At 56.3% G+C, this 23,206-nt stretch carries 21 protein-coding genes; 15 read left to right on the top strand and 6 right to left on the bottom strand.

Going from position 1 to position 23,206, the window contains the following annotated elements; translation table 11 throughout:
• Both ACIQT8_RS21890 and ACIQT8_RS21885 read right to left on the bottom strand, forming a co-directional pair.
• Window positions 1-461, bottom strand: a 461-nt coding sequence (locus tag ACIQT8_RS21890) for an FAD-dependent oxidoreductase (RefSeq protein WP_400969678.1), incomplete at its 3' end; no start/stop codon positions are given.
• Window positions 462-566: 105 nt separating this feature from the next.
• Window positions 567-1,337 carry a DeoR/GlpR family DNA-binding transcription regulator gene (locus tag ACIQT8_RS21885; RefSeq protein ID WP_400969675.1) on the bottom strand — a complete coding sequence of 257 codons (771 nt, stop codon included), beginning with the start codon at window positions 1,335-1,337 and terminating at the stop codon, window positions 567-569.
• Between the two features lie 227 nt (window positions 1,338-1,564).
• On the opposite strand from ACIQT8_RS21885, the gene ACIQT8_RS21880 reads away from it, so the two are divergent.
• The 4 genes from ACIQT8_RS21880 (at window position 1,565) to ACIQT8_RS21865 (ending at window position 5,918) form a co-directional block, all read left to right on the top strand.
• Window positions 1,565-3,322 (top strand): alkaline phosphatase, encoded by a 1,758-nt coding sequence (locus tag ACIQT8_RS21880; RefSeq protein ID WP_400969672.1) that lies wholly within the window; start codon window positions 1,565-1,567, stop codon window positions 3,320-3,322.
• Window positions 3,323-3,400: 78 nt separating this feature from the next.
• Entirely contained in the window at window positions 3,401-3,859 is a 459-nt protein-coding gene (locus ACIQT8_RS21875) for a hypothetical protein (RefSeq protein ID WP_400969669.1), read from the top strand.
• A gap of 5 nt (window positions 3,860-3,864) precedes the next feature.
• Window positions 3,865-4,551 (top strand): ABC transporter ATP-binding protein, encoded by a 687-nt coding sequence (locus ACIQT8_RS21870; protein ID WP_400969666.1) that lies wholly within the window; start codon window positions 3,865-3,867, stop codon window positions 4,549-4,551.
• Window positions 4,548-5,918: an FtsX-like permease family protein gene (locus ACIQT8_RS21865; RefSeq protein ID WP_400969663.1), complete on the top strand. Its 1,371-nt coding sequence runs from the start codon at window positions 4,548-4,550 to the stop codon at window positions 5,916-5,918. The genes ACIQT8_RS21870 and ACIQT8_RS21865 overlap by 4 nt, the downstream gene beginning before the upstream one ends.
• On the opposite strand, the gene ACIQT8_RS21860 is transcribed toward ACIQT8_RS21865, so the two are convergent.
• The 3 genes from ACIQT8_RS21860 to ACIQT8_RS21850 form a co-directional block, all read right to left on the bottom strand.
• Window positions 5,907-6,554 (bottom strand): alpha/beta family hydrolase, encoded by a 648-nt coding sequence (locus tag ACIQT8_RS21860; RefSeq protein ID WP_400969660.1) that lies wholly within the window; start codon window positions 6,552-6,554, stop codon window positions 5,907-5,909. The genes ACIQT8_RS21865 and ACIQT8_RS21860 overlap by 12 nt on opposite strands.
• Window positions 6,555-6,617: 63 nt before the next feature.
• Window positions 6,618-7,910: an L-rhamnose catabolism isomerase gene (rhaI, locus tag ACIQT8_RS21855; RefSeq protein WP_400969657.1), complete on the bottom strand. Its 1,293-nt coding sequence runs from the start codon at window positions 7,908-7,910 to the stop codon at window positions 6,618-6,620.
• Between the two features lie 52 nt (window positions 7,911-7,962).
• Window positions 7,963-10,059: a bifunctional rhamnulose-1-phosphate aldolase/short-chain dehydrogenase gene (locus tag ACIQT8_RS21850; RefSeq protein WP_400969654.1), complete on the bottom strand. Its 2,097-nt coding sequence runs from the start codon at window positions 10,057-10,059 to the stop codon at window positions 7,963-7,965.
• Between the two features lie 197 nt (window positions 10,060-10,256).
• On the opposite strand from ACIQT8_RS21850, the gene ACIQT8_RS21845 reads away from it, so the two are divergent.
• From ACIQT8_RS21845 to ACIQT8_RS21815, 7 genes are all read left to right on the top strand, one after another.
• The gene (locus ACIQT8_RS21845) at window positions 10,257-11,087 is read left to right on the top strand and encodes a DeoR/GlpR family DNA-binding transcription regulator (RefSeq protein WP_400969651.1); all 831 of its coding nucleotides are present in this window, start codon (window positions 10,257-10,259) and stop codon (window positions 11,085-11,087) included.
• A 44-nt stretch (window positions 11,088-11,131) separates the two neighbouring features.
• Complete coding sequence (gene rhaS, locus ACIQT8_RS21840; RefSeq protein ID WP_138791698.1) at window positions 11,132-12,142, top strand: rhamnose ABC transporter substrate-binding protein; 1,011 nt, start codon at window positions 11,132-11,134, stop codon at window positions 12,140-12,142.
• 207 nt (window positions 12,143-12,349) lie between these two features.
• Window positions 12,350-13,870 carry a sugar ABC transporter ATP-binding protein gene (locus ACIQT8_RS21835; protein WP_400969648.1) on the top strand — a complete coding sequence of 507 codons (1,521 nt, stop codon included), beginning with the start codon at window positions 12,350-12,352 and terminating at the stop codon, window positions 13,868-13,870.
• 11 nt (window positions 13,871-13,881) lie between these two features.
• Entirely contained in the window at window positions 13,882-14,883 is a 1,002-nt protein-coding gene (locus ACIQT8_RS21830; protein WP_400969645.1) for an ABC transporter permease, read from the top strand.
• Entirely contained in the window at window positions 14,880-15,893 is a 1,014-nt protein-coding gene (locus ACIQT8_RS21825) for an ABC transporter permease (protein WP_262526820.1), read from the top strand. Before ACIQT8_RS21830 ends, ACIQT8_RS21825 begins: the two co-directional genes overlap by 4 nt.
• 3 nt (window positions 15,894-15,896) lie before the next feature.
• Window positions 15,897-16,220: an L-rhamnose mutarotase gene (gene rhaM, locus ACIQT8_RS21820; protein WP_138791702.1), complete on the top strand. Its 324-nt coding sequence runs from the start codon at window positions 15,897-15,899 to the stop codon at window positions 16,218-16,220.
• Entirely contained in the window at window positions 16,217-17,596 is a 1,380-nt protein-coding gene (locus ACIQT8_RS21815) for an FGGY-family carbohydrate kinase (RefSeq protein ID WP_400969640.1), read from the top strand. Before rhaM ends, ACIQT8_RS21815 begins: the two co-directional genes overlap by 4 nt.
• 38 nt (window positions 17,597-17,634) lie before the next feature.
• Here ACIQT8_RS21815 and ACIQT8_RS21810 read toward each other — a convergent pair whose 3' ends face one another.
• Window positions 17,635-18,237: a superoxide dismutase gene (locus tag ACIQT8_RS21810; RefSeq protein ID WP_400969637.1), complete on the bottom strand. Its 603-nt coding sequence runs from the start codon at window positions 18,235-18,237 to the stop codon at window positions 17,635-17,637.
• Between the two features lie 88 nt (window positions 18,238-18,325).
• Here ACIQT8_RS21810 and soxR point away from each other — a divergent pair, with 88 nt between their 5' ends.
• The 4 genes from soxR to ACIQT8_RS21790 all read left to right on the top strand — a co-directional run bounded on the left by soxR (window position 18,326) and on the right by ACIQT8_RS21790 (window position 23,194).
• Window positions 18,326-18,805, top strand: coding sequence for a redox-sensitive transcriptional activator SoxR (gene soxR / locus ACIQT8_RS21805; RefSeq protein ID WP_400969634.1), 480 nt, complete (start codon window positions 18,326-18,328; stop codon window positions 18,803-18,805).
• A 183-nt stretch (window positions 18,806-18,988) separates the two neighbouring features.
• Complete coding sequence (locus tag ACIQT8_RS21800) at window positions 18,989-20,020, top strand: L-idonate 5-dehydrogenase (protein WP_400969694.1); 1,032 nt, start codon at window positions 18,989-18,991, stop codon at window positions 20,018-20,020.
• 197 nt (window positions 20,021-20,217) lie between these two features.
• Complete coding sequence (locus tag ACIQT8_RS21795; protein ID WP_400969631.1) at window positions 20,218-21,615, top strand: VOC family protein; 1,398 nt, start codon at window positions 20,218-20,220, stop codon at window positions 21,613-21,615.
• 55 nt (window positions 21,616-21,670) lie between these two features.
• Complete coding sequence (locus tag ACIQT8_RS21790) at window positions 21,671-23,194, top strand: aldehyde dehydrogenase family protein (protein WP_400969628.1); 1,524 nt, start codon at window positions 21,671-21,673, stop codon at window positions 23,192-23,194.
• The last annotated feature ends 12 nt before the right edge of the window (window positions 23,195-23,206 follow it).

The raw sequence follows: 23,206 nt of genomic DNA, 5'->3' as shown, positions 1-23,206 counted from the left end.
TCGACCCAGCCGTCGGAATATTCGAATGCCGTGGCAAACACCGGCTTCAGCGGCTTGCCGGCCACATCACGGCGCAGGTCGAGTGTCTTCGTCGCTGGCAACAGCTTGCGGCCACCCAGGTGGTCATAGAGAAACAGGCCGAGCCTGATCAGCCAGGCCGGGCGCACGCCGCCTTTCTGGAACGGCAGCACGAAGCGCATTGGCCAGATGATGTGCGGCGCCATCGCCCACAGCACCTCGCGCTCCATCAGCGCTTCGCGCACCAGCCGGAATTCGTAATGTTCGAGATAACGCAGACCGCCATGGATCAGCTTGGTCGCAGCAGACGACGTGCCAGAGGCAAAATCACCCTTTTCCGCAAGCGCAACAGAATAACCACGGCCTGCCGCATCGCGCGCAATCCCGCAGCCGTTCACGCCGCCGCCAATCACGAAAATGTCGCGAATTGCCTCACCAGACATTGCTCCTCCCGCGCTTTCATCGACGCTCTCCTCATCGATATATTGAAAGCCAGAACATCTAATTCGAACGAAAAACGAATGTCAAACGAAAATTAAATCACGCGCTCAGGCCACGTTTTCTGCCGTTTCGATAAGTCTCACATCACTGTCAGCACAGATGGTTCGCACACTTTCCAAAGGACAACGATCGGTAATAAATGTGTGGACCTGCGAGATATGACCGATACGAACCGGGGCAGTTCTTTCGAACTTGGAAGAATCAGACACCAGAATTACGTGCCGGGCATTCGACATGATTGCCTGGGCAACTTTCACTTCACGAAAATCGAAATCAAGCAGGGCGCCGTCTTCATCGATTGCCGACACACCGATCACAGCAAAATCGACCTTGAACTGGCGAATGAAGTCGACCGCCGCTTCTCCGACGATGCCACCATCCGCACCGCGCACCACACCACCGGCAATCACCACCTCAATGCCGGGGAAAACGCGCAACCTGTTGGCAACATTGATGTTGTTAGTGATGACCATCAACTCGTGGTGGTTCCCCAATGCCTCACCCACCGCTTCGGTCGTCGTGCCGATATTGATGAACAGCGAGGAATTGTTTGGTATCAATCCGGCGGCTGCAGCGCCTATCGCCTGCTTTTCCGTCGAAGCTATCGCCCGCCTCGCTTCGTATTTTACGTTTTCATTGCCGCTCGGGAAAATGGCGCCGCCGTGAATGCGGGTCAGGGCGCGTGCATCGCATAAATCGTTCAGATCCTTACGGATGGTCTGAGGTGTTACAGAAAAGCGCGTCGCCAGTTCGTCGACCAAAACCCTGCCATTGGCTTTGGCGAGTACAACAATTTCGTCCTGTCGCGGGGTGAGCAATGGTTATCCTCCGTTTTCTTTCGTTTTTTATTCTATTGAAAGAGAAACGAAAAACCAATGTCAAGTGATCGGTGTTCTCGGGGGATTAAGCATGCGCGAGCTCCACCGCCGGTCAATCGATGCGCCCGTCACAACGAAGCGATCAACTTTGCTTGATGACCGTCATCCAACTGTCATCCGCCAAAGCTATGCCATCGTCGATCAACGATGTCATTAAGAGGGCTCCCATGCGACATTTCCTAGCTCTACTCGCTACGACCACTTTCCTGGCCGGCGCGGCGCAAGCTGCCACCGTCTACCCGCTTGATCGGGCAACAATCCTTGCCGGTTCGCCTTTCGATTTCAAAGTGGAACTGAAAAACGTCGTCAAGCAGGATGACGTGAAGATCACCGTCAACGGTCAGGATTACAAAGCTGTCTTCGGTTCGGAAGCCCAATTCGTTGCTGACGAAAAAGGCAAGGAAGACAAGAGCCTGGGCTCAGCTGTTATCCTGCGCGATCTGAAGATTGCCAAGCCGGGCGCCTATGTAATCGAAGTCACGGCAGGCGACGAAAAGAAGTCAGTGACCTGGGATGTTTACGGGACCTCGGCAACGCCGAAAGCCAAGAACATCATCTTCATGGTCGGTGATGGCCTTTCCGTTGCACATCGCACGGCTGCCCGCTTGATGTCGAAGGGCATGACAGAAGGTAAGGCAAGCGGCCGTCTGAACATGGACGAAATGGATCGAATGGCCTTCATCGGTACGTCCGCAACCAATGCAGTTGCGACCGACAGCGCCAACACGATGTCGGCCTACATGACTGGTCACAAAACGGCCGTCAACGCGATTGGCGTCTACGCCGACCGTACGCCTGACAGCTTTGACGACCCGAAGGTCGAAACGCTGGCCGAAGCAATTCGCCGCGAAACGAAGAAATCGATCGGCGTCGTCACGACCTCCGAACTTCAGGACGCAACGCCCGCAGCCGTCGTTGCCCATACCCGCAAACGCGGCGACAAGCCTGAGATCACCGGCATGCTGCTCGACGTCAAGCCAGAAGTTGTTCTGGGTGGCGGTTCCGCCTACTTCCTGCCCAAGGAAACGGTTGGTTCCAAGCGCAAGGACGACAAGGATTACATCAAGCTGTTCCAGGAAGCCGGATATTCGCTGGCGACCACGAAGGGCGAACTCGCGACCGCTGTTGGCACCAATAGCGGCAAGATCCTCGGCCTCTTCCACACCGGCAACATGGATACGCTTCTCGATCGCAATTTCCTAAAAAAGGGCACCGTCGGCAAGTTCCCCGAGCAGCCCGGCCTGGTAGAAATGACTGAGACCGCGCTCAACGAGCTTTCCAAGAACCCTGAAGGTTTCTTCCTGATGGTCGAAGCCGCAAACATCGACAAGATGTCTCATCCGCTCGACTGGGACCGCGCGGTCGTTGAAACCATCGAGTTCGACAAGGCACTTGGTGTTGCGCGCGAATTCGCCACCAAGAACCCGGACACATTGATCGTCTTCACCGGCGACCATACGCACGGCGTTTCCATCATCGGCACAGTCGACGACGAAAAGGAAGGCACCGAAATGCGCGAAAAGGTCGGCACCTACGACGACGCAGGCTTCCCGAACTACACGGATGCCGATGGCGACGGTTATCCGGACAAGATCGATGTCACCCGCCGCCTGTTCCTGAATGCCAACAACGGCCCGGATCACTATGAGACGTTCCGCCCGAAGCTTGACGGACCTTTCGTTCCGGCGATCCAGAACGAGAAGAAGGAATATGTTGCGAACGAAGCCTATAAGGACGTTCCCGGCGCAGTCTTCGTTCAGGGCAATATCCCGAAGAGCGGCGACAGCGGCGTCCACGCTGTAGACGACATGGTTTTGCAATCGACCGGTCCCGGCTCCGAGGGCTTCAAGGGCTACATGGAACAGAGCGACGTTTACCGCGTACTTGCCGACACATTTGCACTTGGCACGGTTGCGTCGAACTGACGTGATCTAAAATCATGCAATATTCCGGGCGGCACCTACGCCCGGAATTCCTGTTTCTAAAGCCTGAAGAGGTACAAGATGCCGCCCTTGCTCAGCCGCCGTCACATGCTGACACTGCTCGGTCTTTCGCCGGTCTTCGCTGCTCACAAAATGTCCATGGCCGCGGCCAATGCCGAGATCGGTTTCGGTGACCTCTACAGCAAGATCAGCGTACTTGGCCTCGAGTTTTCCGAAAAGTTGAAGGGACTTGTCGGCAAGCCCGTGACGATGGGTGGCTTCATGGCCCCACCATTGAAAGCTGAAGCCGCCTTTTTCGTTCTGACCGAGATCCCGATGTCGATTTGCCCGTTCTGCTCATCGGACTCCGACTGGCCGGACAATATCGTGGTCATCTATCTCGACGAAAAACAGACATTCGTGCAGCCGAGCACCCGTATCGAGGTCTCCGGGGTTTTGGAAATGGGGAGCTGGACTGACCCAGAAACCGGTTTCGTCAGCCGCCTGCGCATTCGTGACGCAAAATATTGGGTTGCCTGAACAGCATGCTTTCTCTCTCTCTTGAAAACCTGTCCGTTTCCTTTCCCGGCTTGAATGATCCGGTGCTTTTCATCGAAAAACTGGATCTGCCTGCCGGCTCGCGTGTGGCCGTAACCGGCCCGTCCGGTTCGGGTAAAAGCACACTGGTGAATATCATCAGTGGCCTGGAACGGGCGGACAATGGCGCCGTTACCTGGTCGGGCACCGATATCACCCGTCTTTCAGAGAGCGGCCGCGACCGATGGCGAGCTGAAAATATTGGCCTCATCATGCAGGACTTTCACCTGTTCCCAGGGCTGTCTGCGCTCGACAATGTCCTACTTCCGGCCCGGCTTTCGCGTGCATCGTCGTCCACTCTTGAAAAGCGGGCCGCCGATTTGTTGTCGCGTGTTGGGATTAAACGCCACCACCAGAACATCGAGACAATGTCCCGGGGAGAAATGCAGCGTGTGGCGGTGGCCCGTGCACTTTTGCGTAAACCTGGCGTCGTCATTGCCGATGAACCGACCGCAAGTCTGGATCGCGAAAGCGGCGAGGCTGTCGGGCATCTTCTCCTCGAACTGGCAGCGACCGAGCAGAGTACATTGATCATCGTTTCGCATGACAGCCGCCTCACCGAGCGTCTTGATCGCCGCGTTACTCTCAGTGCCGGTCGCCTCAGTCACAACGGCAAGGCGGAGATGGCAGCATGATCCGCTTCATTCTTGCTGACCTGCGCCGCCTCTGGCTCGGCGCACTGGTGGTCGTCCTTCTTGTCGCGCTGGCTGTTGCCCTCAGCGTGACAGTCACACTTCAAGAGCGGTCGCTGCGGCTTGGTAGCGCTCGCGCGGCCGACAAATTCGACCTTGTAGTCGGCGCGGCCGGCAGCGAAACACAACTCGTGCTGTCCTCGGTCTTTCTTCAGCCCTCTCCTCTTCCGCTGATGGAAGGAGAGGTATTGGCAAGGCTTGCAAACGATCCTCGTGTTGCCTGGGCGGCGCCAATCGGTTTCGGCGATTCCTTCAACGGTTTTCCGATTGTCGGCACGACAACTGCGCTCGTCGCAAACCTGTCCGCCGGGTTGCAGGAGGGCCGAGTTTTCATGACTGAAGGTCAGGCTGTGGTCGGCTCGGCGGTATCTCTTGCCCTTGGCGCGGAAATCAAGCCGATGCATGGCGCCCCAGGTGAAGGCGGCCATACACATGGCGAACTTGCCTACACTGTCTCCGGTCGCCTGAAGTCGACCGGCACCGCATGGGACCGTGCCATCCTCGTGCCCATACAGGCCGTCTGGCACATTCACGGCCTTGGGCATGACGATGGAACCGAAGGAAAAGTAGTCGCGGCGACATCTGGACAGGAAAAACCCCAATCGGAGCATGATCATGATCATGCCAGCGGCAGCGAATCCAACCATGACCATGCATCACACGACCATTCCGGTCACGGTCACTTTGCGAGCCCGAGCCAGGATCACGACCACGAAGCGCACAATCATTCCGCTCACGCCGACGCGCCGATCGTGGAGGACTGGGATCACGATGTACCCGGCCTTCCGGCAATCCTCGTCAAACCGAAAACGATTGCCGACGCCTACAAGCTACGGCAGGAGTATCGAAGCGGAACGACCGTTGGTGTTTTCCCCGGCGAAGTGCTGACGCGGCTTTATGCAACACTGGGTGATGCAAGACTGGTCTTGTTTGCAGTGGCAACCGGCTCGCAAGTCCTGGTGGCTGCATCACTGCTGCTGGTCACCGTTCTGCATATCGGGCAGCGTCGCCGGCAGATCGGTGCTCTCCGCGCCTTCGGAGCCCCGCGCGCAGCGTTGTTCTCCATCGTCTGGCTGGAGTTGTTGTGCCTGATCGGCACCGGCGTCATTCTCGGTTTCTTGATGGGTTACGGGGCATCCATGGCGATAGCACGTGTGCTTGCCGGCGAAAGCGGGATCGTCTTCCCCGTCACCTTCATAGGACAGGACGTATTACTTGCGGCCATCATCCTTGGCTTTGCGGCAATCCTCGCTGCCATTCCTGCGGCATTGGCCTATCGCCAGTCCCCTGCCGCTGCACTACGCGCCTAACGGCAACCTTTCAGCCCAGTCTCGCACCGTTTTTCCAACGGTTGCGAGATGGTCCGCCGTGGAGAAGCCCGAGACCTTCTTGCGGGGCTTGAGATCATGATCTCCGTCTTCTAGCCAAAGAAAATCGATCTGACTGGAAAGCGGATAGGTACTGACCTCTTCACGTGTTCCGAACTCATCACGCGTCCCCTGACAGATCAAAGTCGGGGTTTTGAGGAACTCGAGATGCGCTGTCCTGAGGTTTTCGGGTTTGCCCGGAGGATGAAAGGGGTAACCCAGGCAAAGCAGGCCAGCGATCGCATGAGCATCATGGAGCTCATCGGCAATCATGCTGGCAACACGGCCGCCCATGGATTTACCTCCGATAATCAGGTGCCCGGTCGGTGCAAGATCGGCAATAGCGGCTTTAAACTCAGGATTAAGCGTGTCCGCCCGTGGTGGCGGTTTTCGACTGTCGGAACTTCGCCGGGCCGCCATATAACCAAACTCGAAACGGGCTACTAGAAAACCCGCATTGGCAAGGGCAACTGCCGCACCCGTCATTGACGCCGAATCCATCGGCGCTCCGGCTCCATGCGCAAGCAAAATTGTGAACCGGGCGTCGTTGGGGCCTTCAATCAAAAAGGGTAGCGGCATGTGTCATCCGATTTGTGTGATCCCGCTCGAAACTAGATGGATTCTGTCTCGAATGGAACCGCGTCAGACAATGCCACCAGAACCGCCAACCACAGCCGGGCGCTGTGCGGAGACCTTGGCGCGATAGCCGCTTGCCCGATAGGTGGCAATAGGATCGATCGCGCCGCCCGCCAGTTGCCGCGCTCTTGCGAGAATAGGCTCCACGTCGCTGCGGTATGCCCGTTTCAGGGTGTCGGTCGCCATGAGGGCATCATTGTCGTGCTGGAAACCGTCGAGAGCCGACCGATCCACAAGTAGCGCTTGTGCATAGGCACGCCTTATCTCGTTGGCACTTGAGATCAGGCTTTCAATCGGATCGGTGACGTTATGCGACTGATCGATCATATGCGCCGGATGAAAGCCCTTCACCCCACGATGTTCGGCATCCACCAGTTCATTGAAAACGAGGAAGAGGCGGTATGGCTCGATGGACCCCGCATCCAGATCGTCATCGCCATACTTGCTGTCGTTGAAATGGAAGCCACCAAGCTTGCCGAACTGGATGAGACGGGCAACGATCATCTCGATATTGGTGTTCGGTGCGTGGTGTCCGAGGTCGACGAGGCAGAATGCCTTTTCTCCTAGGGTGTTGGCGATCAGGTAGTTTGTGCCCCAGTCCTGCACAACGGTCGAGTAAAACGCCGGTTCGTACATTTTGTGTTCGGAAAAGATGCGCCAGTCATCCGGCAACGCCTTGTAGATATCGGCCATTGCCGACAGATAGCGTTCAAAGCTTCTGGTAAAATTGCTTTGGCCGGGGAAGTTGGAACCGTCGCCAACCCACACCGTCAGCGCTTTCGAGCCGATGGCGTTGCCGATTTCGATACATTCGATGTTGTGCTCAACCGCCTGAGCGCGCGTTGCAGCATCCGTGTGGCTAAGCGAGCCATATTTATAGGAGTGGGTCTGACCGGGTGCGTCGGAGAATGTATTTGAGTTCATTGCATCGAAGCCCAGACCCAGCGCATTCGCATGTGCCTTCAGTTTCTTCGGATCTTCCTTGTCCCACGGAATGTGAAGCGAAACATTCGGTGTCGCGCGGGTCAACTCGTTGATTACAGAGCAGTCATCAAGCTTGTCAAAAATCCCGCGCGGCTCGCCCTTGCCAGGGAAACGCGCAAATCGCGTGCCTCCGGTGCCAACACCCCAGGACGGAACGGCGACAAAAAACTCCGATACCTTCTTGGTGATCGTATCGATATCAATATTGCGACGTGCGAGCTGCGCCCCAAGCGCGTCATAATCATTCTGCAATGCGGCAGAACGTTTGTCATTTTCGGCCGCAATGGTGTCGGCCGCAATCTTCGTCTCGGTCATCTTTTCCTCCCCGACGGAAGCGGCACTCCCACCGCCACCCGCCGCCTTTTCCCTATCGTGTGAAGCTCTGGGCATTACCGGCATCAACGTTGATGATGTTGCCGGTCGATTTTGCGGAGGCGTCTGACGCCAGGAAGTAGATTGCCTCGGCTATGTCCTCAGGGAAAACATTGAGCTTCAGCATCGAGCGCTTGCGGTAGTGTTCCTCAAGATCCGTCACTTCGATCTTCGAGGATGCGGCACGCTGCTCGCGCCATTCGCCGCTCCAGATTTTTGATCCACGCAGAACCGCGTCTGGATTAACCGTGTTCACCCGAATGCCTGCGTCTGCGCCCTCCAAAGCAAGGCACCGGGCAAGATGGATTTCTGCAGCCTTTGCCGTGCAATAGGCCGAAGCGTTGGGCGACGATGCAAGGCCGTTCTTGGATGCGACGAACACGACATTGCCACCAAGATTTTGGCGACGGAACAAACGAAATGCTTCGCGCGACACGAGGAAATAACCGGTCGTAAGAATATCGATGTTCTTGTTCCACATCTCAAGCGTGGTGTCCTCGACCGGAGCAGAGGACGCAATACCAGCGTTTGAAACCAGAATGTCGATGCCGCCAAATTCAACACTTGCTTCCACAAATGCGGAAACGACGGCATTTTCCTTGGTGACGTCAAGCTTGACTGTACGAACGGCATCGGAGCTGAAACGCTTTTCGAAGTCCCCTCTGGTGTTCTGCAACGCACCTTCATCAATATCCGCCAGCACCACGCAGGCACCTTCGCTTGCAAGACGCTCAGCCGTTGCCCGACCGATGCCACCCGCGCCGCCCGTGATGAAGGCAATGCGACCGGCCAGACTCTTGGGCTTGGGCATGCGCTGAAGCTTTGCTTCTTCCAGCAGCCAATATTCGATGTCGAAAGCTTCCTGTTCGGGAAGTCCCTGATAGTCAGACACAGTTGAAGCGCCACGCATGACATTGATAGCATTGACGTAGAACTCGCCGGCGATACGCGCGGTCGCCTTATCCTTAGCAAAGGAGAGCATGCCGACGCCAGGGATCAGGAAGATCACCGGATTTGGATCGCGCATCTTGGGGGAGTTTGCGTGTTTGCACGTCTCGTAATAACGAGTGTAATCGGCACGATACGCGTCCAAGGCCTTGTCTAGGCCCGCAACGAGTGCGTCGACATCAGGTTTGGACGTATCAAGATCAAGGATCAACGGGCGGATCTTGGTGCGCAGAAAATGGTCCGGGCACGATGTACCGAGTGCGCCTAGAGGTTTCAGGTCTTTCGAATTGACAAATTCAAGCACAGCATCCTGATCGTCAAAATCGGCGAGCTTGCGTTCCTCACGACCGATACGGCCACGGATTTCTGGCATCAGACGTGCAGCAATGGCGCGTCGTTCTTCAGCAGGCAGGCTTTTTGCGACTGAGCCACCAAAGATGGTTTTGCCCTCTGTCTCACTCGCAAACCAATCGATCGCCTTGTTGATGATGGCAAGCGTCAGCTCGTAGCATTTCTTAGCGTCGTTATCCCAGGTGAACAGACCGTGGCTTTCAAGCACGACGCCCTTGGCCTTAGGGTTGGCCTTCACAAAGGCTTCGAGGTCAAGACCGAGCTGGAAGCCTGGGCGGCGCCATGGCAGCCAACCAATTTCGTCACCGAAAACTTGCTGGGTCAATTCCTTGGAATTCTTCGACGCAGCGATCGCGATGATCGCATCAGGATGCATGTGATCGACATGATCGTACGGCACGAAACCGTGCAAAGGCGTATCGATGGACGCGGCGCGGGGATTGAGATTGAACGTGCAGTGCGGGAGAAAGCCGACCATGCGGTCTTCGTCTTCGACACCCTTGTAAATACCCTTCAAGGCTTCAAGCTTGTCGAGGTAGAGAGTAGCAAAACCATCAAGCTTGATTGTACCGACGTCTCCTCCAGAGCCCTTCACCCACATGACACGCGCTTTTTCACCTGTCAGAGGATCGGTTTCGAGAACCTTTGCCGAGGTATTGCCACCGCCATAATTCGTTATGCGCTTGTCTGCACCCAGAAGATTGGAGCGATACAGCAGCTTGCCGGGCTCATCGAGCTTGGCGGCATGGGCATCATCCCAACGGTTTTCGAGAAGGCGGGATTTTCCCGTCATGCTTTCCTCCCAATGTAATCTTCATCGCGGAACCGACCCGGTCCGCCTCCTTCGAGCGTAGATATCGCGCATTCAAAAACGCAATGTCAATCACAAACGATCATATTTTTTCATTGTGCGTCGCACCATTGAATAATTTGATCGTTGTTGATTGACAACGTAAAGAGATTACGAATAATTGCGATCAGGAGGACCCAATGCACGAACGCGAACGCCATCGCATCATTTTGAGCGCCGTACAGGAGAAGCCTGTCGTGACGGTTCAGGATATTGCTGAACTGACGGACGCGTCCGAAGCGACGATCCGCAGGGATATTGCGTCTTTGCACGTTCAGGGAAAGTTGCGCCGAGTGCGTGGTGGGGCGGAGGCTGTACATCCGCCGCAGCTAGGCAATCTGGCGGCACGCCCTTTCCGGGTTTCCGAATCAGTCAACATCGACAAAAAACGCGCAATTGCGCGCAAAGCTGTCGATCTCTGCGATGACGGCGACGCAATTATTCTGAATGGCGGTACCACCACATTCCAGATGGTGCATTACATGGCTGCGCGCCGGCTACAGGTGATGACCAATTCTTTCGCCATTGCGGAACATTTGATCAAGCACTCCAAGTGCAATGTCAGTGTACCTGGTGGCGCGATCTACCGCGATCAAAGCTTGATTTTGTCGCCATTCGACAATGATGCCATACGCAACTTCTATGCGCGACGAATTTTCCTGGGTGCGCAAGGCGTCGGCGCACTTGGCATCATGGAATCGGATGCGCTGGTGATCCAGAGCGAACAGAAGCTGATGCGGCAGGCAGAAGAACTGATCGTGATGGTCGACTCGTCGAAATTTCGCAAACGCTCGAGCCTCATCCTTTGCCCGCTGGAAAATGTCACGACCATCATCACCGATGAGGGAATTTCGGACGACGCAGCGCGGATGGTCGAGAATGCGGGCGTCATACTGGTGATTGCAGGAACGGTGGCTGGCGCGCAAACGCCGCAGCCGCCGGACGAAGAGGGTTCCGCCTCGGTCGCGTGAGGAGCACCGAGGGAGAGGAAAGTTTCAAACGGGAGGAAAAGGGAATGAAACTTACACGCAGAAAATTGGGTCATGCTCTGGCATTGGGTGTGGCACTTGGCACCCTGGGGCTGGGAAGCGTTGCCCAGGCGGCCGACGTCAAGATCGCGCTCGTCGTCAAGTCGCTCGGAAACGGTTTCTTCGAAGCCGCCAACAAGGGCGCACAAGAGGCCGCAAAAGACCTTGGTGGTGTTGAGATCATCTATACCGGTCCGACCAGCACAACTGCGGAAGGCCAGATCGAAGTCATCAATTCGCTCATTGCACAGGGCGTCGATGCGATCGCCATCTCCGCCAACGATCCGGACGCTGTTGTTCCAGCCCTGAAAAAGGCAGCCCAGCGCGGCATCAAGGTCATTTCCTGGGATTCGGGCGTTGCACCGGAAGGCCGCATCCTTCAGCTCAACCCGTCTTCCAACGCGCTGATCGGCAAAATGTGCCTGCAGCTTGCAGCGTCGCATCTGGAAGGCGGCAAGGGTGATTTCGCTATCTTGTCGGCAACCACCACCTCCACGAACCAGAATATCTGGATCGATGAGATGAAGAAGCAGTTGAAGGACTTCCCGGGCCTGAACCTGGTCACCACGGTTTATGGCGACGACCTCGCCGATAAGAGCTATCGCGAAGCCCAGGGCCTTCTCTCTTCGCAACCGAATGTGAAAGTCATCGTTGCGCCGACCACGGTTGGTGTTTTGGCGGCCTCCCAGGCTGTTAAGGATGCAGGCAAAATCGGTCAGGTCTTCGTCACCGGTCTCGGCCTTCCGTCCGAAATGGCAGGCGCAATCAAGTCTGGTGCCACCAAGGAATTCGCCATCTGGAATCCGATCGATCTCGGTTACTCCGCGACACAGATCGCCTACCGCCTCGTGAAGGGCGAAACCGACGGCAAGCCGGGCTCGGAGATCGAGGCAGGCCGCATGGGCAAGATCAAAGTGGGTGAAAACAGCGAAGCGGCCATGGCCGACCCGTTCATCTACGACGCCAAGAACATCGATCAGTTCTCGAAGATTTTCTGATCTTTTGCCCAATGCCTCGCTGATCGGCATCAACGCGGCATGACACTCATACCCAACATTTGAAACCATCCTCGGGCATCGCCCGGGGATACCTTTAGTGTGCGTCGCAATTCACGGGACCATCCAGGAATGGCTTTGCGCATGTTTTTGCTTCTTGCGCTTTAGCAGGCGCCCAGGTTCGCAATAATGACAATGGCTGCAGAAAAAATGAAAGAAGCGACAGTGCCTCAGCAATCCGCTGTCTCGCCTGTTCTCGAGATGCGTGGCATCAGCCAGGTTTTTCCAGGTGTGAAGGCGCTGGATGGCGTTAATGTTGCGCTTTACCCTGGCACCGTTACCGCGCTAATTGGCGAGAACGGCGCGGGTAAATCCACCCTCGTGAAAATCCTGACCGGGATTTACAGGCCGAATGAAGGCGAAATCCTGCTTGACGGCAAGCCTGTCCATTTTCACAGCGCACAAGACGCAATTGATGCTGGCGTCACGGCCATTCATCAGGAAACAGTCCTTTTCGATGAACTGTCAGTCGGCGAGAACATCTTTCTTGGCCACGCACCCAAAAACCGCTTCGGTTTCATTGACTGGAAAACCATCAATGATCGTTCGCGCTCCCTCCTTGAGCGACTGGAAAGCCGGATTGATCCGACGATCCGCCTCAAAGACCTTTCCATTGCGCAAAGGCATCTTGTCGCAATCGCACGTGCGCTTTCAGTAGAGGCACGCATCGTCATCATGGATGAGCCAACCGCAGCTCTTTCCCGCAAGGAAATCGACGACCTCTTCCGCATCGTCCAGAATCTCAAAAAGCAGGGAAAAGCGATCCTGTTCATCAGCCACAAGTTCGATGAAGTCTACGAAATCGCAGAGAATTACGCCGTGTTCCGCGATGGCAAAATGGTTGGAGCAGGCGTGCTTGCCGACGCTCCGCAGGACGAAATCGTCCGGCTGATGGTTGGACGTGACGTTAAGGACGCCTTCCCGAAACAGGTGGTGAATATCGGCAGCACTGTGCTTTCCGTTCAAAAGTACTGCCATGACACAGAGTTTCGCGACATTTCCTTCGACTTGCGGAAAGGTGAAATTCTTGGGCTATACGGGTTGATCGGCGCGGGACGGTCCGAACTTTGCCAATCCCTGTTCGGCATCACGCGACCAGCGTCCGGTACCATGACGCTTGATGGCCACCCACTTTCCATCCGCTCACCGGAAGATGCTATCCGAGCAGGTATCGTGTACGTGCCCGAAGAGCGTGGACGACACGGACTGGCGCTCGAAATGCCGATTTATCAGAACATGTCCCTGCCCTCACTTGCTCGGACATCGCGAAAAGGTTTTCTCGCTGCCGCCAACGAGTTTGCACTGGCGCGCAAATATGCGTCACGGCTCGATCTGCGCGCTGCAGCCCTCTCAGTGCCGGTGGGCACATTATCGGGCGGCAACCAGCAGAAAGTCGTCATTGGCAAATGGCTTGCTACACAGCCGAAGGTCATCATTCTCGATGAACCGACAAAAGGCATCGATATCGGTTCCAAGGCCGCCGTTCACGGTTTCATCAGCGAGTTGGCCGCAGAAGGACTTTCCATCATCATGATTTCATCCGAACTGCCGGAAATTCTCGGCATGTCCGACCGAGCCATCGTCATGCGCGAGGGGCTTATGGCTGATGTCTTCGAACGTGCCGATTTCTCGCCGGAAAAGCTGGTGCGAGCCGCCACGGGCAACGCGTGAGAGGAACACCCATGCAACGTTTCTTCAAGAACCGCGAAATCCTTCTGGCGGGCATCATCATACTTATGATTGCCGGATTCTCGTTCCGTGCTCCCGGTTTTGAGCGCCCAGCCAATCTCGTCAACATCTTCAACGATACGTCGATCCTGATCATTCTGGCGCTCGGCCAAATGGCCGTTATTCTGACGAAATCGATCGATCTTTCCGTTGCAGCCAATCTTGCCTTCACGGGCATGGCTGTGGCGATGACAAACGCCGCCTTTCCCGGCGTTCCGCTCCCGCTTCTTGTCGCCATGGCAGTCGGGATCGGTGCCCTTCTCGGTTCGATCAACGGCATTCTCGTCTGGTGGCTTCGCATTCCGCCGATCGTCGTTACGCTCGGTACGCTGACCATTTATCGGGGCATGGCTTTCGTGCTTTCCGGCGGTGGTTGGGTTAACGCGCACCAGATGTCGCCAACCTTTCTCAACGTGCCCCGGACACCGATCCTCGGCCTGCCGGTTCTGTCGTGGGTGGCGATCATCATCATCGCTGGCGCGTGGCTCGTTTTGACGAGAACGTCGTTCGGTCGTTCAGCCTATGCATCCGGTGGCAATCCAGGGGCTGCCGTTTACGCCGGGATAGACGTCGGTCGCACGCGCTTCCTCGCCTTTGTATTGTCCGGTGCGCTTGCCGGGCTCGCCAGCTATCTCTGGGTTTCGCGTTATGCGGTGGCCTATGTCGATATCGCTGCCGGTCTTGAACTCGACAGCGTCGCAGCCAATGTGATCGGCGGCATTTCGATTGCCGGCGGTATTGGCACGGCAATTGGAGCAGTTCTCGGCGCACTTTTCCTTGGCGTCATCAAGAATGCTTTGCCGGTCATTGGAATTTCTCCATTCGCACAAATGGCAATCTCGGGCGTCGTCATCATTCTGGCGGTTGTGTTCAATGCTCGCGCCGAAGCCAAGAGAGGCCGTATCATCCTGCGCGACAGGGCAGCGGCAGATAATGGGAAGGAGGCCGCAGCATGAGCCTGATCGCACCGGAAACCAAGACCGCCGCGCGCGTCATTCCCGACAAACTCGGTACCCCCTTCAAACGCGTCATGGCAAGCTGGGAAGTGCTTTTGCTCGGCGTCGCGATCCTGATCTTCATCGCGAACTCACTTGCTTCGCCTTACTTTCTCAATGCGTGGAACCTATCGGACGCAACCTTCAACTTCACCGAAAAGGCGCTGATCGCATTTGCGATGGCACTCCTGGTCATTGCGGGTGAAATCGACCTTTCCGTCGCAGCGATCATCGCGCTCGCCTCGACCGCCATGGGTTATGCGGTGCAGATGGGTGTGGCCACACCAGGGCTTGTCGCCATTGGGATCGGCGTTGGCCTGGCGTGTGGCGCATTCAACGGCTTTCTGGTTGCCGGATTAAAGCTGCCCTCCATTGTCGTCACCATCGGCACGATGAGCCTGTTTCGCGGCATTTCCTATGTGATGCTGGGCGATCAGGCTTACGGGAAATATCCGGCGGATTTTGCTTACTTCGGCCAGGGTTATGTCTTCTGGGTCTTCTCCTTCGAATTCCTGCTTTTCATCGTCATGGCGGTCATTTTCGCCATTCTGTTGCATGCCACGAATTTCGGCCGTCAGGTCTATGTCATTGGCAACAACCCATTAGCCGCGCGGTTCTCCGGCATTCCGGTGGAGCGCATCAAGTTCATCCTGTTCCTGTTGACGGGGTTGATGAGCGGGATCGCCGCCGTTTGCCTGACCTCGCGCCTTGGCTCCACGCGTCCATCCATCGCTCAAGGGTGGGAGCTGGAAGTGGTGACGATGGTCGTGCTAGGCGGCGTCTCCATTTTGGGCGGCTCCGGCACCATCGGTGGTGTTGTGATCGCTGCCTTCGTGATGGGCCTTGTTACCTTCGGTCTCGGTCTTCTCAACGTGCCGGGCATCGTCATGTCGATCTTCGTCGGCCTGCTCCTGATCATCACCATCGCCATTCCAATCGTTGTTCGCCGTCTCCGCGCCATGAGGTCCTGAACCGTGCCCGAGCTTGAAAAATACGCCTTCAAGATGAAGCTCTTTCCCGGCAAGGAAGCCGAGTACCAAAAGCGCCACGACGAAATCTGGCCGGAGCTTGTGACGCTGCTGCATCAGGCAGGCGTCAGCGATTACTCCATACATCTCGATCGAGAAACCAACATTCTTTTTGGTGTTCTGAGCCGTCCGCAAAACCACGGCATGGCATCTTTGCCCGATCATGCCGTGATGAAAAAATGGTGGGCGCATATGGCCGACATCATGGAAAGCAATCCCGATAACTCACCGGTCGCGACCGATCTTGTCACGGTGTTCCACCTGCCATGAGCGACAATCACTTCAAGCGCATTGCGGTGATCGACATCGGCAAGACCAATGCGAAGGTCGTTTTGCTGGATGGAGAAAGTGGAGCGGAGATTTCTGTTCGCAAGACACCCAACACCATCATCGCCGCACCGCCCTATCCGCATTATGATATCGATGCGCTTTGGACGTTCATTCAGGAGGCTCTTGCCGGTTTTGCAGCTTCACCCGGCTTCGATGCGATCTCGATCACCACACATGGCGCGAGTGCGGCTCTGCTGGACGAAAACGGCGAGCTTGCTCTTCCCATACTCGACTACGAGTATGAGTATCCACAAGCTATCCGCGAAACCTACGCCGGGCTTCGTCCCGACTTTTCAGAGACCTTTTCGCCGCCCTTGTCTGCTGGCCTCAATCTCGGTGCCCAATTACACTTCCAAAAATCGGGGTTTCCGGACGAATTCCGTCGTGTCGCGTCGATCCTCACATACCCGCAATACTGGGCCTTTCGGTTGACGGGAATCGTTTCAAATGAGGCGACATCGCTTGGCTGCCATACGGATCTGTGGGCTCCGGAACTGGGGCAGTTTTCATCATTGGTCGACCGTCTCGATCTCCGAGAAAAGATGGCACCCGTCCACTCGGCCTTTGATGCACTCGGACAGCTCAAGTCTGAGCTTTGCCATCAGCTTGGATTGCAACACCCGGTTCCCGTGTTTTGCGGAATTCACGATTCCAACGCATCGCTGTTGCCACACGTGCTATCCCGCAAACCACCATTTGCAGTGGTTTCCACCGGCACGTGGGTTGTATGTTTTGCAACGCCAGGCAATCTTGAGGGACTGACGCCCGAACGCGACAGCCTCGCCAATGTCAATGCCTTTGGCAAACCGACACCGTCCGCCCGATTTATGGGCGGTCGTGAATTCGAGGTCCTGACGCAGGGACTGACCGCACCGACAGAGGAAATCGATCAAGCTATCAGTTCAGTTCTCGAGAAATTGGTGATGATCTTGCCGAACGTGGTCGAGGGTTCGGGTCCCTTTCCGGGGCGCCGTAAAGAATGGATCGGCACACCCGCCTCGGATGCGGAGAAGATCGCAGCTGCGTCCCTTTATGTCGCGCTGATGACCGAGGTGTGTCTGGAACTGACCGGAGCAGAAGGACCGATCATTGTTGAGGGGCCGATGAGCGGGAACACGAACTATCTCAGGGCGCTGGCGTCAGCGACCAATCGCGATGTTCTCGTTCCAGAAGGTGGATCATTGAGCGGGACCGCTCTGGGTGCGGCCATGTTGACGGGTTCACGTCCAAGGGAAGCGCGAACGTTGTCTATTGCGCCTTCACTTCCGCTTACAAACTACAGGAATGCGTGGCGAAAGGCTGTTGAAATCGCCTGATTTCCAGCCTCTCACCAGTTTTTCTCAAAAGGCCAGGATCAGAGCCGGCTAGCAACTGCTTCCCAATTTACGAGTTTTTCCAGGAAGTTTGCCAAATAAGCGGGTCGCCGATTGCGGAAGTCGATGTAGTAGCTGTGCTCCCAGACGTCGCAGCCAAGCAGGGCCGTCTGACCGAAGCACAATGGGTTCACTCCATTTTCGGTTTTCGTGACCTTAAGGGACCCGTCCTTGTCCTTGACGAGCCATGCCCAACCGGAACCGAACTGGCCAGCACCCGCGGCAGAAAACTCGTCCCGGAACTTTTCGACAGAGCCGAAGGACTGTTTAAGCGCCTGTTCCAGTTCGCCCGGCATTTTCTTGTTTTCGCCCGGCCCCATGATGTCCCAGAACAAAGTGTGGTTCCAATGTTGCGACGCATTGTTGAATATTCCGCTCTGGGCCACGGCACCGGCTTGGTATGTTCCAGTCACGATATCTTCGAGCGATTTCGTCTCCCACTCTGTGCCCGCAATCAGTTTGTTGCCGTTGTCGACATAGGCCTTGTGATGAATGTCGTGATGGAACTCGATCGTTTCGCGCGACATTCCAAGAGAAGCGAGAGCATCGTGGGCGTAAGGGAGATCGGGGAGAGAGAAAGCCATTCCATATCCTTTCTTGCAAGCGGGGACATCGTTGCCCCGCGGAACGGCCTAGCTTATAAAACCTCAACTATAGTTGAGGTCAAGACACGTGAAGAAAATAGATATCTACGCTCCGCTGACGGTAGGAGAACTGGCACGGCGAAGCGGCGTCGCGGTATCAACGCTGCATTTCTATGAGACAAAAAAGCTGATCGCGTCCGTACGCACGTCGGGAAATCAGCGCCGTTACGCGCGCTACATGTTACGACGCGTCGCCATCATAAAGGCGGCACAACGGGTCGGTATAGGATTGAGTGAAATACAGGAAACGCTTGCCGAACTACCGCTTGATGCAAGCCCTACCAAAAAACAATGGTCACATATGTCTTCGAGATGGCACGCACATCTTGAGCGCCGTATTTCCGGACTGATTGCCTTGCGCGATCAACTCGATAGTTGCATTGGATGCGGGTGTCTCTCTTTGACGGAATGTCCTCTCAGAAATCCGGATGACAAGCTTGCACTTGATGGCAACGGACCTGTCATCATGGCCGCAACAATTCTAAAAAACCTCGACGAAACATCATGATAACGATGATGCACGCGGTGATTTTAATTCGCGGACCCGCCTTTTCCGCGATGGAAATTTCCGGGCCCTCGCGACCGCTTATCTGAAAATCCGCCATTTTTGCTCTTTATGTTACCGATAACATGGCGTATTGGGGACGAAGGTCGCACGGCCCGTCCCAGGGAGTAGTCGGAAAGGTAAATGATGAAAGCCGTTGTCATTCATGCCGCGAAAGATCTTCGCGTTGAGGAGAAAGAAGTCGAAAGCCTTGGCCCCGGTCAGGTGGAAGTTGCAATCGAGGCTGGCGGCATTTGCGGTTCTGATCTGCACTATTACAATCACGGTGGCTTCGGCACTGTTCGTGTCCGCGAGCCGATGATCCTTGGACACGAGGTTGCCGGCACGATCAAGGCACTCGGTGCAGGCGTATCCGGCCTCGCCGTCGGTGACCGCGTAGCAGTCTCGCCAAGCCGCCCCTGCAATTCCTGCGAATACTGCCTTGCCGGTCAGCAGAACCATTGCCTCAACATGCGTTTTTATGGATCGGCCATGCCGATGCCTCACATCCAGGGTGCATTTCGCCAGAGGCTTGTTGCCGAGGCCTGGCAGTGCCACAAAGTGGCCCAAGGGGTATCGATCAACGAAGCCGCAATGGCTGAACCTTTTGCGGTAACCTTGCATGCGGTCAACCGCGCTGGTGCGTTGCTTGGCAAACGTGTGCTGGTCACAGGTTGCGGCCCGATCGGCGCCCTGGCCATCATTGCAGCCCGTGCCCATGGTGCCCGTGAAGTCGTCGCAACGGACGTGATGGATGCCGTACTCGAGAAAGCACTGGAAATCGGTGCAGACCGCGTCATCAATGTCGCAACCAATCCTGAGGCGCTTGCTGCTTATTCCGCAAACAAGGGATACTTCGACGTCCAGTTCGAAGCATCTGGCAACGAGCGCGCCGTTCGCTCCGGCCTTGAAGTTTTGCGCCCACGCTCCACAGTCGTTCAGCTTGGCCTCGGCGGCGATGTTTCCATTCCGCAAAACATGGTCGTGGCAAAGGAAATCGAGATGAAAGGCACCTTCCGCTTCCACGAGGAGTTCGGCCTTGCGGTTGATCTCATCAATCAGGGCCGCGTGGACCTGAGCCCGTTGTTGACCAGCGTCTATCCGATCGACAATGCGGTGACCGCCTTCGAAGCCGCCGGCGATCGCAGCAAATCGATGAAAGTACAGCTCGCATTCTAATACACCGAGCAGATAAGACAGCCGTTTTGCCATCCTTGGCGAGACGGCTGTTCGCAATTCGAGCAGCAGCTTAACATCAATTTCATTCTCATTTCGCATCAAGTCAGTCTCAAAGCTTACAAGACAGCCCAAGTTCATTCCGATATCGTGTGAGGATTGAATTGCCAGAAGTCTCGATAGTGGTGAGGTATGACCTGATGCAAACCCGTGAATTCGTAGCCGCTGACGATATTCGCAGCCAGTTTTCCGCAGCGATGTCATCGATGTATCGAGACGAGGTTCCGGCTTACGGCACGCTCATGGCACTGGTCGCCAGGGTCAACAATGCGACGCTCGACGCCGAGCCGCAATTGAAAGAGCGCCTGGAGGCCACGGATTCGCTCGAGCGCATCTCGCAGGAGCGCCATGGTGCAATCCGCCTTGGGACTGCTGCCGAGCTTTCAATGATGCGTCGCGTCTTTGCTGTCATGGGCATGTACCCGGTCGGCTATTATGACCTGTCCACCGCTGGCGTTCCTGTCCACTCCACTGCGTTCCGGCCGGTTAAAGACCGTCACCTGAAACGGAACCCGTTCCGCGTATTCACCTCGCTGCTGCGTCTGGATTTGATCGTAGACGAGGAGTTGCGCAAGGAAGCCGCGACTGTGCTTGCCGCGCGCAAGATCTTTACCGGCAAGGCGACTGCACTGGTGGAAGAGGCAGAACGCGATGGCGGTCTTGACGCTGCGGACGCCGCTCTCTTCGTGGCCGAAGTTCTTGAAACCTTCCGCTGGCACGACAAGGCCATTGTCGATGCCGGCATGTATAAGCGCCTGCACGACGCACATCGGTTGATCGCCGACGTTGTCTCGTTCAAAGGGCCGCATATCAATCATCTGACACCCCGTACGCTCGACATCGATGCTGTTCAGACGCTGATGCCCGCTGAAGGCATTGCGCCGAAAGCCGTGGTGGAAGGTCCTCCGACGCGAAAATGTCCTATCCTTCTACGCCAGACATCTTTCAAGGCACTCGAAGAACCCGTCGCATTCATTGGAGAAAACGGTGAATGGCACGCCGGTTCGCATACGGCCCGTTTCGGTGAAATCGAGCAACGCGGCGTGGCGCTGACACCGAAGGGGCGCGCCCTCTACGACGCCCTGTTGAACGAAACCCGCGCCAAGGTGCGTCCTGCGGCAGACGGATCGAACTCCGCTGAGTATGAAGCAGCCCTTGCCGATGTCTTCACGGCATTTCCAGATGACTGGAACGGTATCCGAAAAGCCGGGCTTGGTTACTTCAGCTATTCGTTGACCCAAAAAGGCAAGGCGGCATCACAACCTGAACTCGACATCGAAACGGCCATCGCGCAAGGGCTGATCCAGTTCGATCCCATCGTCTATGAAGACTTTCTACCCGTTAGCGCGGCCGGTATTTTCCAGTCCAACCTTGGCGACGATGCAACACAGGAATTCACCGCGAGCCCAAATCAGGTGATGTTCGAGCGTGATCTCGGCGCATCTGTGATTGACGAGTTTGCGCACTATGCGGCCATTGAAAAGGCCTCTCTCAACGATTGCCTCGGCGTCATAGAAATGCTGACCGCAGCGCAATAGTCCGTTACCTTGCGGCTGAAGCCGCTGAAGAAATTCGAAGACATGGAGAAAAGCAATGACGAAAACCGTTGATGTTCGCAAGGAAACGGCAGCCCTGCTTGGGAAGCTTGGCGTTCAGGCCGATCTTTACACCGGCGGCGACATGCCATCCTATTCCCCGGTCACAGGCGAGAGGATCGCCGAACTCAAGACGGTCTCGGCCAATGAAGTTGGCGCGATCGTCGAAAAGGCCGACGCGGCTTTCAAGATCTGGCGCAACGTTCCTGCTCCACGTCGCGGCGAACTCATCCGTCTTCTGGGCGAAGAGTTGCGCGCCAATAAAGCCGAACTCGGCCGACTAGTATCGATCGAAGCCGGTAAAATCCCCTCAGAGGGCCTCGGTGAAGTGCAGGAAATGATCGACATCTGCGATTTCGCCGTCGGCCTGTCGCGCCAGCTTTACGGTCTGACCATTGCAACCGAGCGCCCGGGCCACCGAATGATGGAGACCTGGCACCCACTTGGCGTCGTTGGCGTCATTTCCGCTTTCAATTTCCCCGTCGCCGTCTGGTCCTGGAATGCGGCACTCGCCATTGTCTGCGGCAATCCGGTGGTCTGGAAGCCTTCGGAAAAAACCCCGCTGACGGCGCTCGCCGTTCAGGGGATCTTCGAACGCGCCGCTGCACGCTTCGGCGACGCGCCTGCCGGCTTGTCTCAGCTTCTGATCGGCGATCGCACTGTTGGCGAAGCCCTCGTTGATAATCCGAAGGTACCGCTGGTTTCCGCTACGGGCTCGACCCGTATGGGTCGCGACGTCGGTCCGCGTCTGGCAAAGCGCTTTGCCCGCGGCATTCTCGAACTCGGCGGTAACAATGGCGGCATCGTTTGCCCATCGGCCGACCTCGACATGGCTTTGCGCGCTATCGCATTTGGTGCCATGGGTACCGCCGGTCAACGCTGCACAACGCTGCGCCGCCTCTTCGTGCATGACAGCGTCTACGATCAGCTCGTACCGCGTTTGAAGAAGGCTTACGCATCCGTTTCTGTCGGCAATCCACTTGAGACCTCTTCTTTGGTCGGCCCGCTGGTCGACAAGGCTGCTTTCGATGGCATGCAGAAAGCTCTGGGAGAGGCAAAATCACATGGCGGCGCTGTGCATGGCGGCGATCGTGTCGATACGGGCGCGCCTAACGCTTATTACGTCAAGCCTGCGCTCGTCGAAATGCCGAAGCAGGATGGGCCGGTTCTGGAAGAAACCTTCGCCCCGATCCTTTACGTCATGAAATACAGCGATTTCGATCAGGCAATCGACGCGCACAATGCGGTCGCTGCCGGTCTCTCGTCCTCGATCTTCACGCGTGACATGCAGGAATCGGAACGGTTCCTGTCGTCGGAAGGGTCAGATTGCGGCATCGCCAACGTCAACATCGGCACTTCGGGCGCCGAAATCGGCGGTGCCTTCGGTGGCGAAAAAGAAACGGGCGGCGGGCGCGAATCCGGATCGGATGCGTGGAAAGCCTATATGCGCCGTGCTACCAACACGGTGAACTATTCTAAAGCACTGCCGCTGGCGCAGGGCGTTTCCTTCGACATCGAATAACAGGGGCGAAAA

It is taken from the genome of Agrobacterium sp. NPDC090273, from assembly GCF_044772305.1.
In the GTDB taxonomy this organism is placed as follows: Bacteria; Pseudomonadota; Alphaproteobacteria; order Rhizobiales; family Rhizobiaceae; genus Agrobacterium.
The sequence above is the reverse complement of the archived record's forward strand: the minus strand, read 5'-3'. Positions and strand labels throughout refer to the sequence as shown.